General features: G+C 70.2%; 18 protein-coding genes. 9 read left to right on the forward strand and 9 right to left on the reverse strand.

Translation table 11 applies throughout. The features are described 5' to 3' along the window. Positions 1 to 201: 201 nt before the first annotated feature. Complete coding sequence (locus tag HOV91_RS22425) at positions 202 to 543, reverse strand: helix-turn-helix domain-containing protein (RefSeq protein WP_174187387.1); 342 nt, start codon at positions 541 to 543, stop codon at positions 202 to 204. After that, the gene (locus HOV91_RS39520; RefSeq protein WP_281370924.1) at positions 540 to 800 is read right to left on the reverse strand and encodes a type II toxin-antitoxin system RelE/ParE family toxin; all 261 of its coding nucleotides are present in this window, start codon (positions 798 to 800) and stop codon (positions 540 to 542) included. The genes HOV91_RS22425 and HOV91_RS39520 overlap by 4 nt, the downstream gene beginning before the upstream one ends. Before the next feature lie 563 nt (positions 801 to 1,363). On the opposite strand from HOV91_RS39520, the gene HOV91_RS22435 reads away from it, so the two are divergent. Next, positions 1,364 to 2,248: a phosphotransferase family protein gene (locus HOV91_RS22435; RefSeq protein WP_246350565.1), complete on the forward strand. Its 885-nt coding sequence runs from the start codon at positions 1,364 to 1,366 to the stop codon at positions 2,246 to 2,248. A gap of 476 nt (positions 2,249 to 2,724) precedes the next feature. Here the strand turns inward: HOV91_RS22435 and HOV91_RS22440 are convergent, their stop codons facing one another. Further along, complete coding sequence (locus tag HOV91_RS22440) at positions 2,725 to 3,477, reverse strand: SDR family oxidoreductase (protein ID WP_174187388.1); 753 nt, start codon at positions 3,475 to 3,477, stop codon at positions 2,725 to 2,727. Between the two features lie 101 nt (positions 3,478 to 3,578). On the opposite strand from HOV91_RS22440, the gene HOV91_RS22445 reads away from it, so the two are divergent. Beyond that, complete coding sequence (locus HOV91_RS22445) at positions 3,579 to 4,466, forward strand: helix-turn-helix transcriptional regulator (RefSeq protein ID WP_174187389.1); 888 nt, start codon at positions 3,579 to 3,581, stop codon at positions 4,464 to 4,466. 27 nt (positions 4,467 to 4,493) lie between these two features. On the opposite strand, the gene HOV91_RS22450 is transcribed toward HOV91_RS22445, so the two are convergent. Beyond that, on the reverse strand, positions 4,494 to 5,357 hold the full coding sequence (locus tag HOV91_RS22450; protein ID WP_312884734.1) for an EamA family transporter: 864 nt from the start codon (positions 5,355 to 5,357) through the stop codon (positions 4,494 to 4,496). Positions 5,358 to 5,621: 264 nt separating this feature from the next. Here HOV91_RS22450 and HOV91_RS22455 point away from each other — a divergent pair, with 264 nt between their 5' ends. Together HOV91_RS22455 and HOV91_RS22460 are read left to right on the forward strand one after the other, a co-directional pair. Then, positions 5,622 to 6,020 (forward strand): Ig-like domain repeat protein, encoded by a 399-nt coding sequence (locus HOV91_RS22455; protein ID WP_174187391.1) that lies wholly within the window; start codon positions 5,622 to 5,624, stop codon positions 6,018 to 6,020. A gap of 79 nt (positions 6,021 to 6,099) precedes the next feature. Then, entirely contained in the window at positions 6,100 to 7,005 is a 906-nt protein-coding gene (locus HOV91_RS22460) for a universal stress protein (RefSeq protein ID WP_174187392.1), read from the forward strand. A 3-nt stretch (positions 7,006 to 7,008) separates the two neighbouring features. On the opposite strand, the gene HOV91_RS22465 is transcribed toward HOV91_RS22460, so the two are convergent. Further along, complete coding sequence (locus HOV91_RS22465) at positions 7,009 to 7,464, reverse strand: hypothetical protein (RefSeq protein ID WP_174187393.1); 456 nt, start codon at positions 7,462 to 7,464, stop codon at positions 7,009 to 7,011. A gap of 152 nt (positions 7,465 to 7,616) precedes the next feature. Between HOV91_RS22465 and HOV91_RS22470 the strand changes: the two genes are divergently transcribed. Beyond that, positions 7,617 to 8,579: a GlxA family transcriptional regulator gene (locus HOV91_RS22470; RefSeq protein WP_174187394.1), complete on the forward strand. Its 963-nt coding sequence runs from the start codon at positions 7,617 to 7,619 to the stop codon at positions 8,577 to 8,579. A gap of 111 nt (positions 8,580 to 8,690) precedes the next feature. Continuing rightward, entirely contained in the window at positions 8,691 to 9,305 is a 615-nt protein-coding gene (locus tag HOV91_RS22475; RefSeq protein ID WP_174187395.1) for a dihydrofolate reductase family protein, read from the forward strand. Between the two features lie 22 nt (positions 9,306 to 9,327). On the opposite strand, the gene HOV91_RS22480 is transcribed toward HOV91_RS22475, so the two are convergent. Next, positions 9,328 to 10,248, reverse strand: a complete 921-nt coding sequence (locus tag HOV91_RS22480) for a hypothetical protein (protein ID WP_174187396.1) — start codon at positions 10,246 to 10,248, stop codon at positions 9,328 to 9,330. A 219-nt stretch (positions 10,249 to 10,467) separates the two neighbouring features. On the opposite strand from HOV91_RS22480, the gene HOV91_RS22485 reads away from it, so the two are divergent. Further along, positions 10,468 to 11,259, forward strand: coding sequence for a DJ-1/PfpI family protein (locus HOV91_RS22485; RefSeq protein ID WP_174187397.1), 792 nt, complete (start codon positions 10,468 to 10,470; stop codon positions 11,257 to 11,259). Here the strand turns inward: HOV91_RS22485 and HOV91_RS22490 are convergent. The 3 genes from HOV91_RS22490 to HOV91_RS22500 all read right to left on the reverse strand — a co-directional run bounded on the left by HOV91_RS22490 (position 11,240) and on the right by HOV91_RS22500 (position 13,559). Next, positions 11,240 to 11,770, reverse strand: a complete 531-nt coding sequence (locus HOV91_RS22490) for a thioredoxin family protein (RefSeq protein ID WP_246350567.1) — start codon at positions 11,768 to 11,770, stop codon at positions 11,240 to 11,242. The genes HOV91_RS22485 and HOV91_RS22490 overlap by 20 nt on opposite strands. 122 nt (positions 11,771 to 11,892) lie before the next feature. After that, positions 11,893 to 12,831, reverse strand: coding sequence for a threonine/serine dehydratase (locus HOV91_RS22495; protein ID WP_174187399.1), 939 nt, complete (start codon positions 12,829 to 12,831; stop codon positions 11,893 to 11,895). Further along, a complete protein-coding gene (locus HOV91_RS22500) occupies positions 12,822 to 13,559 on the reverse strand; it encodes a hypothetical protein (RefSeq protein WP_174187400.1) in 738 nt (245 codons plus the stop codon). Before HOV91_RS22500 ends, HOV91_RS22495 begins: the two co-directional genes overlap by 10 nt. A gap of 10 nt (positions 13,560 to 13,569) precedes the next feature. Here HOV91_RS22500 and HOV91_RS22505 point away from each other — a divergent pair, with 10 nt between their 5' ends. Together HOV91_RS22505 and HOV91_RS22510 are read left to right on the forward strand one after the other, a co-directional pair. Continuing rightward, positions 13,570 to 13,800, forward strand: a complete 231-nt coding sequence (locus HOV91_RS22505; protein ID WP_174187401.1) for a hypothetical protein — start codon at positions 13,570 to 13,572, stop codon at positions 13,798 to 13,800. 81 nt (positions 13,801 to 13,881) lie between these two features. Beyond that, positions 13,882 to 14,589, forward strand: a complete 708-nt coding sequence (locus HOV91_RS22510) for a helix-turn-helix domain-containing protein (protein WP_174187402.1) — start codon at positions 13,882 to 13,884, stop codon at positions 14,587 to 14,589. Positions 14,590 to 14,621: the final 32 nt, after the last annotated feature.

The raw sequence follows: 14,621 nt of genomic DNA on the forward strand, positions 1-14,621 counted from the left end.
GCCCCCGGACCCCCGGGCTTGTGGTTGCGTTTGGTGGTCATGGCTCGAGTAAGTTCCCGCAAGGTCCACAAAGCGCATGTATCGCTGAGCTGGTCTTGTCTGTGTTCGTTCGGTTCGATTCTCACGACGTGTCCGCCTTGACGGCCGCTCACAGTCGAGTGTGCTGGCGATGCCGAACCTCATCGGAGCGGCTACTTGTGCTCAGGCAGCGTCGGTGTGGTGACCGGTGAAGTTCACTCGGGTGTCGTCGGCATCGAGGGCGATGTTGAGGGTGGCGTCGAGGGCGTCGGCGAGTTTGGCGAGTAGGGGGAGGGTTGGCACGGTGTCGGAGCCTTCGATGCGCGAGATTTTGGCTTGGGTCAGGCCAGCACGTTCGGCGAGGTCCCCCTGGGTGAGGCCGAGTTCGGTCCGGCGGTCGTAGACAGCTTGGGCCAGTGCCATGGAGAGCCGAATTTCGCGGCGGGCCTCGGTGACATCGTCGGGTTCGGTGTAGTTCTCGGCGAGTTTGCGTTCCCGGAGCGTTTTCCAACGTGCGTGGCTCATCGGTCCAGTTCTCCCTTCTCGATTGTGCGGATGAATTCTTGATGGGCCGCCTCATGTTCGGCCTGGCAGGTTTGTTGGGCGAGTTTCGCGCGTTTGACGTCGGCATCTTCTCGCATACGAGTCTTGCGGAACATTGTCAGCAGGATGACTCGTCGTCCCGGTGCGAGCCAGTAGCTGATGCGGATGGCCGCGCCATCCAGTGTTGGGCGTAGCTCGCGCACCCCGTCGCCGAGATACCGGGCATAGGGTTCTCCCAGCGACTCTGCTTATTCGGCGAGCAGGCCGAAGTATTCCTCGGCCTCGAGGAAGTGTCTGGCCGGCAGCGCTTCTAGCCAGTCCCGCACCTCGATCTCGATCTCGATGGTGAACATTTCGCTCACGCACCAACGATATGTCGTCCACGACATACAGCAAGGTGCTGCGGGTTGTGTGGGGTGCAATCCCACGCCCCGCCCGGCGGGCTTCCGCCCCCGTGTCTGTGGTTGCGTTGTCGGGCGCAGGACTGATCGGTCTCCCCGCCCCGGTTCCGGTATGTGGTTCTCCCCGATTCTCAGCGCGGCGTTCCGGGTGGCGGGGCCGCTGGGGCAACGAAGCGTTCTTGAGTGCGCCAAGGGCGATCGCCTCTGTCGGGAAAGCGGCAATTCGGGCGAAGCGGGCGGATTCTGTTTGGTTGCTGACTGCCGTGGAATTGCCTGAGTAATGTGCACTGAGCAGGGAAAATGGGGTGTTAGCCCCACGGTGTCTGGATGGCTGCCATGAAGCTCGAAGCCGAGATGCGTTCTCGCTCCCGAGAGGGGAGCGCGGGGCTTGGGAGGCTGACATGACCGCAGGGATCGCGGGTAACGGGATGCGGTCGATTCTGCGTGCCGCGTGTGTGAGTGTCGGCATCGACGCCAGTGATGCCGAGGCGGCGGGGACGCAGGGCGTCTACCGGCTGCGCGACGGCATCGTCGTGCGGATCGGCGAGCGTGGGCAAAAGCTGGTGACCGGGCGGGAAGTCGCCGTGGCTCGATGGCTCGAGACCTGCGGAGTGTCGGCGGCGCGTGTGGTCGCGGACATTCCGCAGCCGGTGGTGGTCGACGGCCGCCCGGTGACGTTCTGGCAGGACCTGCCGCCGCACCATCCCGGCACGCCCGCCGAAGTGGCCAGGGCGCTGGAGCAGCTGCACCGGTTGCCGCTGCCCGGGTTCGAGCTGCGCCGGATGGCGCCTCTGGCGCGGGTGGAGGAGGAGATCGCCGCCGCGCGGACCGTGTCCGAGGACGACCGGCGATGGCTGCACAAACACCTGGAGGAACTGCGCGGCCGCTGGAAGACGCTCCCGGCGGGCCTGCCCTGGTCGGTGGTCCAAGGCGCCGACTGGGACCGGAGTGTGGTGGTCGGCGACGACGGGGACGTGATCCTGGTCGGCATGGCAGGGGCGATGATCGGCCCGCCGGAGTGGGATCTGGTGCAGGCGGCGATCGAGTGCTGGACCGCCGCCCGGATCACTGTCGAGCAGTACGCCGAATTCTGCGGCGGGTACGGGCGCGACGTGATGCGCTGGGACGGCTTCTATCTGTTGCGCGACATCCAGGAGTTCCGGATGGCCCTGCGGTCGATGCGGGCCGCCGCCGAGGACCCCGCTCAGCAGCCGCAGGCGCTGCGCCGCCTCGCCTACATCCGCGGCGACGAGGGCATGCGGCCCTGGCCCGGGTGGGCCGACTAGGCGCCCCGCGGTCGGCAGCCGGGCGGCGTCATCTTGGACGAGCGCCAGCCACTGTGCAGAGCGCGGGGTGGAACGAGAGCCGGTGGAAGCGAGCCTGCTGATGAGTTCGCTGCGACAAGGAGGTCGGACCGTCGCGTCGCCGAGCCCATCGCCTACTCCGCGCGTCCGGCGTCGGACAACCGACGGGGGTCTCGGGGCATTGCCCCAGGCATGTGCCGCGCTGGTGCGGCTAGCTGGGTGTCGGGGCGTTGAGCAGGTGTGTCGCGCTGGCCCGGCTAGCTGGGTGTCGGGGGCGTTGCCCCAGGTGTGCGTGGCGTCGATCCGGCTTGCTGCGTGTCGGCGGGGCTGCCCAGCCCGCGTCGCGCCGACCCGGCTCTCGGCTTCGGCGATGCCGAGGCGTCCTCGAGCCGGGCGCGGCGCAACACGGGGGACAACGTCGGTCATCCGCCGGACGGCAGCGGCGGACGAGCCGGTGTTCAGCCCTGCTGGGTCGGGACGACGACGAGTTCGGCGATGTTCACGTGCTCGGGTACCCCGACCGCGTAGGCGATCGCGGCGGCGATGTCGCCGGGTTCGAGGATCTTGATCGCCGTGCGCCACTGTTCCAGCCCGGCGCGCTGCTGCTCGTCCTGCATCCCGGCGCCGAGTTCGGTGCCGACGAAGCCCGGCTCGATGTTCTTGACCCGCACGCCGCGCGGCCCGAACTCGGCCCGCAGGTTGCGGGTGAGGTGCGCGACCGCGGCCTTGGTGGCGGTGTACACGGCGTAGTTGGGGAAGACCGTGTGCCCGCCGATCGAGCCGACCAGCACCAGATCCGCCTGCCCGCCCTCGGTCGCGGCCGCGAGCAGGTCATCGATGAACGCTCGCGCGGTGTAGAGCAGACCGTTGATGTTGGTGCCGACCATCTGGTCCCACTCGTCGGTGAGCGCGGACTCGAACGGTGCGGCGAGCATCACGCCCGCGTTCGCGACGACCAGGTCGACGGGCCCGAACGCGGCCCGCACCGTGGCGGCGGCGTCCCGCGCGGACTGCTGGTCGGCGACGTCGGCGACCACCGCGAGCGCGTCCCCGCCGATCTCGGCGGCGAGTTCTTCGATGCGATCCTTGCGCCTGCCCAGCAGGGCGACCTTGGCGCCGCCCAAGGCGAGCTGCCGCGCGGTCGCGGCGCCGATTCCACTCGAAGCTCCGGTGACGACCGCGACGCGGCCGGTGAGGTTGTTGTTCGTCATGTCCACTACGTTGCGCCCCCGCGCGCCTGCCTGACAGGCTGCGGACTTCCTGGTAGTCGCGGGGCCACCCAGGCGCCCGGCCGCTCATTTAGGCTCGGATCATGGAGTCCGACAATCGACTGGGCGCGTTCCTGCGTGCGCGCCGCCAGCTGGTCCGGCCGGAAGATTTCGGGTTGTCCGGTGGCGGTCAGCGGCGGGTCGCCGGACTGCGCCGGGAGGAGATCGCCCTGCTGGCCGGGGTGAGCGCCGACTATTACGTGCGCCTGGAACAGGGGCGTGACCGGCATCCCTCCGAGCAGGTCATAGCCGCGCTGGCGCGGGTGTTCGCACTGGACGAGGAGGGCACGGCGCATCTGCGAGAGCTGGCGCGGCCCACGGTCAAGCGATCGCGTGCGCCGCGACGGCCGGAACGGGCAGCGCCGGGACTGGTGCGCCTGATGAACGCGTGGACGAATACGCCCGCGCTGGTGCTCGGCAGATACCTGGACGTCCTGGCGGCGAATCCGCTGGCGGCGGCGGTCAACTCGTGCTCCGTTCCGGGCGTCAACCAGGTGCGCATGGTCTTCCTCGACCCCGAGGCGCGCGATCTCTACGCGGACTGGCCGACGATCGCGGCCGACACCGTGGCGAGCCTGCGGGCGACCGCGGGTGCCGATCTGGACGATCCTCGCTTGACCGAACTGGTCGGGGAGCTGTCGCTGAAGAGCGAGGAGTTCCGGCAGTTGTGGGCACGCCACGACGTCCGAGCGAAGACGGCGGGCGTCAAACAGTTCCGCAACCCCATGGTCGGAGACTTGACGCTGTCCTACGAGACGTTCAGCGTCAACGGCGCGCCGGGCCAGTTGCTCATCGCTTACCACGCGGAACCGGGTTCGCCCTCGGAGCGCTCCCTCGCCCTGCTCGGCAGCCTGATCGCCGACAACCCCGAGGCCGCTCGTGCCGAGCACCGGGACAGCGGGCAGCCAGGGGTGTCCCGGCAGCAGCGCTGAGCGGGAAGTCCGCGCCCGACCGGCGGTTCAATCCTTCGCCGCGGTCCGCGTGGCGCCCGCCGAGGCCGCGACCACGCACGCCACGCCCGACCACTGCCCCAGGTTCATGACCTGGCCGAGGACGAACAATCCCGCGATCGCCGCCACCGCGGGCTCCAGACTCATCAGCACCCCGAAGACGCGGGGCGGGATCCGGCGCAGCGCTTCCAGTTCCACCGAATACGGCAGCACCGACGACAGCAACGCCACCGTGAATCCGGTGGCGAGCACGGCGGGCTGCAACAGCGCGGCGCCCGCGTCGATGACGCCGACCGGCAGCATGACCAGCCCGCCGAAGGCCATGGCCAGCGCCAGCCCGCCGCCGCCGCTGGTCTGCTCGCCGAGCGCGGCGCTGAGCAGGATGTAGCCCGCCCAGCACACCGCGGCGGCCAGCGCGAACAGCACCCCGGCCCAGTCCACGTCGCCGTCGGCTCGGGTCAGCAGCAGTACCCCGGCTCCGGCCAGCACCGCCCACAGCGGATCGATCCAGCGCCGCGATCCGGCCAGGGCGACGGTCAGCGGTCCGAGGAATTCGATGGTCACCGCCATGCCGAGCGGAATCCGGTCGATCGCCTCGTAGAACGAGAGGTTCATCAGCGCGAGCACCGCCCCGTAGCCGAGCACCACCGGCAGCGCACCCCGCGCGACCCGCAGCGACGAGCGCCAGATCACCAGCAGGACGATTCCGGCGAAGACCAGCCGCAGCATGACCGCCCCGGCCGCGCCGGTCGTCGCGAAGAGTTGTTTCGCCACCGCCGCGCCCACCTGCACGCTGACGATGCCCGCCAGCACCAGCGCCGTCGGCGGCACGCCACCGAGCCCCTGCGCCGCGACCGAACGCCAGACGGACACCGGCCTCGTTCCGCGCACACTCCGCTCGAAATCGATCGCTACCAAGCCGCACCTCCGTCGTTCTCGGGAAGACCTCCGGACACACAATCACGTGCGGACGACACCAGACCGGTCAGGCGGCGCCGGATGTGCCGATGCGATCGAGATTCGGCGGTTCGCGCCCCGTCGAGGCCGGGCGGGAGTGAGGATCTAATGGTCGCGCCGGTGCGCGTGGCCGGCGTCCGTTCGACGAAGAGCGACTCACGACCGTTAGGACCTACCCGAATGCGCAGACGAGTTGGTGCGGCAGTGGCGGCGATCGGAGCCGTCGCGGCGATCACGATGGGCGAACCGCCCTCGGCCGGAGCGACGGTGACCCAGGTCGGCATGTATCCCGGCCTGAACTTCGGTTTGGCGACGAACTACGGGACGGGCTGCCGCTACACCGCGCGGGCCACCGTGACCGACGTGCTCGCCCCGGTGGTGTTCTACGACAACGGTGTTCCGTTCGGCGTGGTCCGGCCCTCCGGCGGGGTCGCCCTGATCGACTGGGTGCCCGCCACGGAAGGACCGCACACGATCAGCGCCGTGCAGGAGCCTTACGCACCCTACGTGGCCGCCATCGACCTCCGGGTCGGTGAAGGCGTCCACCTGGGCTACGCGTGCGCCGTTCTCGGCGGTTGACGCCGCCGTCCGCGGGTCCGCGGCGCCCGTAGTGATCGGCCGGGCCGAGCTCGGTCTTTCGTCCGGAGAGGAAGTGAGCATGCGAAGCAACCGCCCGATCGTCGTCGGTGTGGACGGGTCCGCCGGCTCCGCGGCGGCGGTCGCGTGGGGAGCGCAGGCCGCCGCGCAGCACCGGGCGCCGCTGCGTCTGGTGCACGTCCTCGATCCGGTCGCCGACTACGGCCCCGGCGTGACCGAACCGCTCACCAGCACCGACTACGCGCGGCTGGAGGGCCACGGCCGCTGGGTGCTGGACACCGCGCGCGAGGAGGCCCGCATCGCGGTCAGAGCCTTGTCCGACATCGAGATCAGCACCGAACTGGTGCACGAGCCGGTCGGTCCGGCGCTGCTGGATCGCACCGGCGCGGCGCGGATGATGGTCGTCGGCACCCGCGAGCGCGGCACCGTGCGGCGTGCCCTGCTCGGATCGGTGAGCGCGGCGCTGGCGCGGCGGGCGCGCTGCCCGGTGGTCGTGGTCCGGGAGGGGGCGCCGCTCACCGAGGCAGCCAGGAAACAGCCGATCATCGTGGGCGTGGACGGTACCGAGATCAGCGAGCCCGCCATCGAAGCGGCGCTGCAGGAAGCCTCGGCGCGGGATGTGCGCCTGCTGGCGCTGCATGTGTGGACCGGCGTCGCGGTCGTCTCGGACAGTGCCGAACGCACCGACGACGCCGAGAAGCAGATCGTGCTCGCGGAAAGCCTGGCCGGCTGGCAGGAGCGTTTTCCCGAAGTGGAGATCCGGCGCGAGATCGTGACCGACCGGCCCGAGCGCTGCCTGCTCGAACGCTCCGAGCAGGCCCAGCTGCTCGTGGTCGGCAGCCGGGGCCGCGGCGGGTTCGCCGGGATGCTGTTCGGCTCGACCAGCCAGGCGCTGCTGCTGTCGGTGGCCTGCCCGATCATGATCGTTCTGGACCGCACCATGGAGGTCCGCTACCTGCCCGAGTGAGCCTCACGCTCCGGTCGTCGAGCCCGGCCGGACGATCATCAGGACGGTGACCACCGCCCACAGCAGGTTGAACACACCGGCGTCCATGGCGAGGCGGCGGATCGCCGTCGGTGTGGTCCCGGTGAGGTCGGCCAGCACCTTCTGCTGCCCGGGCAGCACGAGCAGTGCGAGCACACCCGCCGCGGCGGCGGTCAATCCGATCGACACCACCAGCCAGGTGTCGCCGAGCACGCCGAGGCTGAGCGCGGTGAGCAGACCGAAGACCGGGACGACGAGGCCGAGCAGGGCGTAGACCCGGCAGATGCGATGCAGTGTGCCGAGGACGGCGGGACTGTGGCCGGTGGCGGGCTCGGCGAGGGCGCGGCGGGTGGTGGCGGGAAACATGCTGGCCGCCACCGTTACGGGGCCGACGGCGATGATCGCGGCGAGCACATGGACCGAGAGCAGGAACTTCGTCACGGCGGCGACACTAGCCAGGATGGGACGCAGGAGGAATTGGCGAAAGTGCCATATACCGATCAATTCTCGCCATTCTCCTGAACTGCGAATACGGGACAGACATGCAAGTGCTCGCCGTTGGCTGGAATCGACCGTCCTACTACGCTATGGCCATGCACACCGTGGTCGTACTCGCCCTGGACCAGGTGATCGCCTTCGATCTGGCCACGCCGGTAGAGGTTTTCGGCCGCACGCGGCTGCCCGACGGCAGGCCCGCCTACCGCGTGCTGGTCTGCGCGTGCGCGCCCGCGGTCGACGCCGGTGTGTTCACGCTGCGAGCGCCGCGCGGGCTCGACGCGCTGGCCGAGGCGGACACGATCGTCCTGCCGGGCTGCGCCGACCCGGGCCTGCCGGTGCCGGACGAAGTGCTCGATGCGTTGCGCCGGGCGGCGGCCGCGGGCACCCGCATCGCGTCGATCTGTTCCGGCGCCTTCATTTTGGCCGCGACCGGATTGCTGGACGGCTACCGCGCGACCACGCACTGGCTCGCCGCCGCGGCGCTCGCGGCCCGGCACCCGGACATCGACGTGGACCCCGACGTGCTGTACGTGGACAACGGCGCGCTGCTCACCTCCGCGGGCGCGGCGGCAGGTATCGACATGTGCCTGCACATGATCCGCAAGGACTACGGCTCGGCGGTCGCGGCCGACGCGGCCAGGAAATCCGTCGTCCCGCTGGAGCGGGAAGGCGGGCAGGCGCAGTTCATCGTGCACGACCAGCCGCCGACGCCGCGCGGCTCGGCCCTGGAGCCGGTGTTGCGGTGGATCCAGGACAACTGCGCGCGGGATCTCTCCCTCGACGACATCGCCGCCCATGCCGGAATGAGCACCCGCACGCTCAACCGGCGCTTTCGCGAGCACACCGGGACAACGCCGTTGCAGTGGTTGCTGCGCGCGCGAATCCGGCAGGCCCAGCATTTGCTCGAAGCCACCAGCCATCCCGTCGACCGGATCGCCGGCCAGGTCGGGTTCGGTTCGCCGACCGCGTTCCGCGATCGTTTCAAACGGGTGGTCGGGACGAGTCCGCACAGCTACCGGGCGGCCTTCCACGGCTCGGGTGCGCACCGAGCCGGGTAGCACGCGTTCGTACCGGGCGAAGCCGAATCGCGCGGGCCGACCGATGAGTTCTCGCGCGTCGTCCCGTCGGATCAAGCGACGACATCGCCCCCCGATCCAGGAGCAACGCACATGAGGAAAATCACCGCCGGTCTGTTCATCGCGCTCGACGGCGTCGTGGAAGACCCGCAGGACTGGCACTTCCCGTACTTCGACGACGCCATGGGCGCGGCGGTCGATGCCCAGCTCGGCGCCGCCGAAACCCTGCTGCTGGGCCGCGTGACCTATGACAGCTTCGCGGGCGCCTGGCCGGAGCGCGAGGCGGCGGGCGGTGCGGACGCGGCGTTCGCGAAGAAGTTGGGTGACGCGCGCAAGATCGTGGTGACGCGCCAGGATCTCGACTTCGCCTGGCGCAACTCCGAAGTGCTTCGCGGCGATCTGATCGAAGCGGTGACGGCGTTGAAGAACGAACCGGGCGGGGACATCGGCATGAGCGGGTCGGTCTCGGTCGTCCGTCAGCTGCTGGCCGCCGGACTGTTGGACGAGCTGCACCTGCTGGTGCACCCGATCGCGGTCGGCAAGGGCGAGCGCTTGTTCCAGGACGGCGCGCCCACGGTCGCGCTGCGGCTGCTGTCCTCGGAGACTTTCGACACCGGCGTGCTGCACCTGGTCTACACCCGCGACGAGGCGGCGCCCGCCGGGGACTACGAGGACGCGAAAGCCCATCTGTCGCAGAGCGTTCGGTAGCCGTGCGCCGGGCGGGACTCGGCTAGGGTCCGAGCGCTTTCGCGACGATGCCGCCGGTGACCGCCTTGATCAGATAGCTGGTCGAGTCGTGCGGCGACGCGCCGTTGTCGAAGTGCTGTTCGGTGACCGGAACGACGGCGCCGCCGGGACAGGGCGGGAAGAACGGCGTGAGGTCCAGGTGCGCTGCCACGAGATCGTCCTCGTCCACCAGGTTGTGCCAGCACGTCACCGATCGCGGCACGGTGCAAGGCTGCGGGCGCAGCCGGTCGTAGACGACCGTGCGCAGGCCCAGCGGCGAACCCATGGTCAGCAGGGTCACCGGGTGGGCGGTGCGGTGCAGGGCCTCGTAGGCCACCACGCTGCCGAGCGAGTGCGCGACGACCAGGCGGGTGTCGGGGCCGATCTGGTCGAGCACCTGCCGCTGGGCGTACTCGCGCACGTCGTCGTCGGTGAAGTAGCGGGCGACCTGTGACAGGGCGCCGATGACGAACTTCTGCGCCAACCCGAAACCGAACGGCGCGAACCACCGCAACCGCATCAGCGCGTTGAGCGCGGGCCGCAGCCGCGCCTGCGGTCCCTGCGCCACCGCGTCCGGCGGCGGCGCGATGCCGAGGCGGCGGGCGGTCGCCCGGTCACGCTCGTCGCCCGCGTGCACCGTGGCGGTCGCCAGCCATTCGGCGGCGAGCTGCTCCATCAGGTCCATTTGCGCGTCGTCGAGTTCGGCGCCCGTACCTTGCGCGCCTTCGACCAGGAACCGATTGCCGTAGAACGCCATGCGGGTTGTCAGGTCACCGGGCGAACCGTTGCGCCACAGGCGATCCGCGAGTTCGGGGGCGCCGTGATTGCGCACCCCGCCCGCGAGGCCGGGCAACCAGCGCGCCTCCAAGGTGTCGGCCGATTCTTGTTCCTGCGCGATGCCGTGTACGAGGACGATCGTCGCCACGTCCACCCCTTTCGATCCCCGTTGTCGCCGAACAGTCTTCCGCACCGCGGCCGGTTCGGCAGCACCGGATCATCGCCCGGAACGGGTTTCGCGCGCGGATCGCTTCGGTTGTTCCGCCGCGCCCACCATGGCGCTACCGGCGGCGATTGACACCGGTTCGGCACAGTGAAACGCTTATTCTCTTCTCGTTTCATAGCGTTTCGGCGAACGGGGTCGACGATGACCGAATCCGAAAAGCGCGTGCCGGGCAAGCCGGTGCGGATCGCGATCGTGACCTATCCGGGGATGACCGCGCTCGACGCGATCGGCCCTTACGAGGTGCTGCGCTTCGCGCCGGGCGTTGAGGTCCGCTTCGTCTGGCACGAGCCGGGGCCGATCACGACCGACAGCGGCGTGCTCGTGCTGGGCGCCACGCATTCGTTCCAGGAGACGCCCGCGCCGGACATCCTGCTCGTGCCCGGAGGTCCGGGCTCGGCGGCGGCCGCGATCGACGACGCCCTGCTGGCCTGGCTGCGCACCGCGCACCGGGGCACCCGCTGGACGACTTCGGTGTGCACGGGGTCGCTGGTGCTGGCCGCGGCCGGACTGTTGCACGGACGGCCCGCCACGACGCACTGGCTGGCCCAGTCCGCGCTGCGCGGGCTCGGAGCGGACGCCAGGCCGGACGAACGGATCGTGCGCGACGGGAAGATCGTCACGGCCGCCGGGGTCTCCGCGGGCATCGATCTGGCCCTGTGGCTGGTCGGCGAGACCTTCGGTACGGAGCAGGCGCAGACGGCTCAGTTGATCATCGAGTACGACCCGCAACCGCCGTACGACGCCGGCCACGTCAGCAAGGCGTCGCGCGCGGTCCGGCGGGCCGCCACCGCTCAGCAGGCCCGTACCGTGGTGGAGCCGGACAACTTCGGGGAGTTCGCCCGATTGTCGGCCGCGGTGCCGCAGCTGGCCTGGCGCACCGCGCTGCGGCGCGTGCGCGAACGCGGAAAGGGGCTCAGGCGTCTCGCCATTTGATCGAGCAACCCATGCTCGGCCGGTGCGGTTCCGGGGCGGGCGCGCCCGCGAGTACGGCTTCGACGGCCGTGCGCAAGTCGTCTCCGGTGAGAGGCTTCCCGTTCCCGGGCGTCGATTCGTCGAAGGCGCCGCGGTAGGCCAGTCTGAGATTCGCGTCGTAGAGGAAGAAGTCGGGGGTGCAGGCGGCGCGGAAAGCCCGCCCGACGTCCTGGGCCTCGTCGACGAGGTAGGGAAAGGTCCACCCCGCCCGGATCGCCTGGTCGCGCAGCCGCAACGGCGCGTCGTCCGGGTAGGCGGCCGCGTCGTTGGTGCAGATCGCCACGGTCGGCATGGACGGCAGCGAGTCGACCAGTTCGCCGAGCGCCGCCTCGATGTGCTTGACGTACGGGCAGTGGTTGCAGGCGAACACGACCAGCAGACCCGGCCCGTCCGCGAAGTCCGCCCGGGAGTAGATCCGCTGGTCGAGATCGGGGAGGGAGAAGTCGGGTAGCGGGGTGCCGATGGGAACCATATGTGAGGTATGCGCCATGCTGTGCCTTCCGTCGGGATCGAAGACGACAGCGAGCCTAACGCCGTGTCGTCCGATTCGTCGGAAATACGCCGAGGAACCGTCACACGGCGTGGCGGACGGTCCTACCTGGCCAGATCCGACGGATCGGTGTTCGCTCCGCACAGCACCACGCACACCCGCTCGCCCGGCGCGGACCGGAACGCGGGCTCGTCGCCGAGTACCGCGGCCAAGGCGGTCGCCGCGGCGTGCTCGACGGCGATGCGGCGTTCGGCCCACAGACCGCGGCGCGCCGCGACGATCGCGGCGTCCTCGACGAGCACCGAGTCCACCCGGTAGCGCCGCGCGGCCGTCAGCGCCAGTTCCGAGGCCCGGCGGGCGCCCAGCGAGTCGGCGGCGACCGAATCGACCTCCACGTCGACGACCTCGCCTGCCGCGATCGCGGCGTGCAGCGCGCGGCAGCGGGCGGGCTCCACCGCGACGGTCCGGATGCCGTAGCCGGCGGCGGCAGTGGCCACGCCGGAGAACAATCCGCCTCCGCCGACGGCGACCACGACGGCGTCGAGGTCCGGGATTCGCTCGTGGATCTCGGTCATCAGGGTGCCGGCGCCCGCCGCGATGAGGGGGTTGTCGTAGGCGTGCGAGAGCAGGGCGCCGGTGGCCTCGGCGAAATCGCGGCTGGCCGCCAGCGCGTCGGCGTATTGGGTGCCCACCAGACGGACGTCTGCGCCATAGGAGGCGAGGCGGTCGACTTTGACGCGCGGTGCGGTGGTCGGAAGGAACACTGTGGCGGGCACGCCCTGACTGCGGGCCGCCCACGCACAGGCGAGTCCCGCATTGCCGCCGGAGGCGATCGTCACGCCCACCGGCGGGAGGGTGCCGTTCTCCCGATGCGTGAGCAGGAAGTTCAGCGCGCCGCGGGCTTTGAAGCTTCCGGTGTGCTGGAGGAATTCCAGCGCGAACCACAGTTCGCCTTTCTGGTCGGCTCGCGCCACGGCGACCGGCCGGACGAGCCCGGCTATCCGTTCGGCGGCGGCCTTCACGTCGCTGTGGGTCAGTTCCATGCGGCGGCTCGGTACTGGACGCGGTGCGGGGCGAACTTCAGCGACGGTCTCGCCATGGTGGTCCTCCAGATGATCGCTATCGCCACACTATGCGGACCAGCGGTTCGACGGGAAATGCCCGGCTCGGCCGACCGGTGGCCGGAGCGAAGTGATCGGGTCTCCCAGCGGGCGGGCCGAACGGCCATGCGTGCGATCCCGGCAACCGGTGCGGGACCGCTCGGCGAGATACGAGAACCATTCGGCCGCACACCGATTGCCCGGATCTGATCAGTGAGCGTAACGAGGGGATCGATAATTCGATCCGATTTCATTCTCAGCGGTGCGGTTTCGGGAGATTGCGGTCGGATTGCCGAGTTTCTCGGCGTGTATCCGAGATTTTCCGCTGCGCCGTTGTCATGCTCAGTGCCTGGCTGATCCGAATCAATCGCCTGGCGTGCGGGCGCGACGAGAGGTCTGACTGTGAAAATGAGCTGGATGGCGATTCCCGCGCTGGTCGTCGCCTCCGTGTCCGGATGTTCCGACGAACCGTCGGCGAGCGGGGAACCGACGTCGACGAGTGCGGCCGCTGCGCCGAGCGCTTCGGCGACGACGAGCGAGGCGCGTGACGAGGAGGCGGCGGACAGCGGGGTCCGTATTTTGCTGGGCGAATCGAAGAAAGTGCCGGTGCCCGCAGACGCGGTGCTCGATATCAAGGCGCCCGTGGCGTGGGGGCCGGACGCGAACAGCATTCGCTGCACGGTGACCGATAGTTCCGGTCGGAACGAAGATCTGCGTTCGTCGGATGCGAAGAAGCCCGAGACCATCGGCGGAGCGGAATGGGTGACGGTGTGGACGTTCTCCTCCGCGCCGAACGGTGACGTCACCGTCGCGTGCAAAGATCCGGAATCGAAGATCGCTGCGGCGCACCGTGATCCCTACCTGCGGGTGGTGCCGCGCGGGATCGTCCCGATCGCCCCGCCGCAGCGCTGATTCCCCGGTCCGGACGAGCGCCCGGCCTGCTCGGGCGGCGCGCAGCGGGGCCTGTCGGTGGTTCGGAGTAGCGTCGGCGGCGTGTACGAGGTCGCCGCCTATCGTGAGCGGCCGTCGCGGTACGAGGGCGCGGTGTTGTGGACCAAGACCGTCGACGGCCGTGGCCCGGCGCTGCCGGTGCTGCCCGATGGGTGCATGGATCTGATCTGGATGGCCGGTCGGCTCATCGTCGCGGGGCCGGATACCCGCGCCCACCATCCCCGGGTGTCGGCAGGCGGCCGGTACGTCGGCGTCCGGTTCTTCCCGGGTACCGCGCCCGCGTTGCTCGGCGTCCCCGCACGCGAGATCCGCGATCAGCGGGTCGATCTCGCCGAACTATGGCCGTCTGCGGCGGTCCGGTCGCTGGTCGGACGGCTCGCGGACGCCGACAACCCGGCGGCAGTGCTCGAAGGGATCGTGCTGCGGCGCGCGGCCGACGCCGAACCGGCCGATCCGCTCCTGCGGCGGGTGGTCGGCGCGCTGGCGGCCGGTTGGCCGGTGGCGGCGGTCGCCGAGGCGGCGGGGCTCGGCGAGCGCACCCTGCACCGGCGCTCCCTGGACGCTTTCGGCTACGGCCCCAAGACTCTGGCGAGGGTGCTGCGCATGCAACGCGCGCTCGCCTCGGCCCGCGGCGGTGTGCCGCTCGCCGACACCGCGGCCCAGGCCGGGTTCGCCGACCAAGCCCACTTGTCCCGGGAGGTGCGCGCCCTGGCGGGAATCCCGCTGGGCGAGTTGCTCGCGCACTCCTAGATGATCCGAAGCGCGAGTCACCGAACTCGATC

This window comes from Nocardia barduliensis, assembly GCF_013315795.1.
Taxonomy (GTDB): Bacteria; Actinomycetota; Actinomycetes; order Mycobacteriales; family Mycobacteriaceae; genus Nocardia; species Nocardia barduliensis.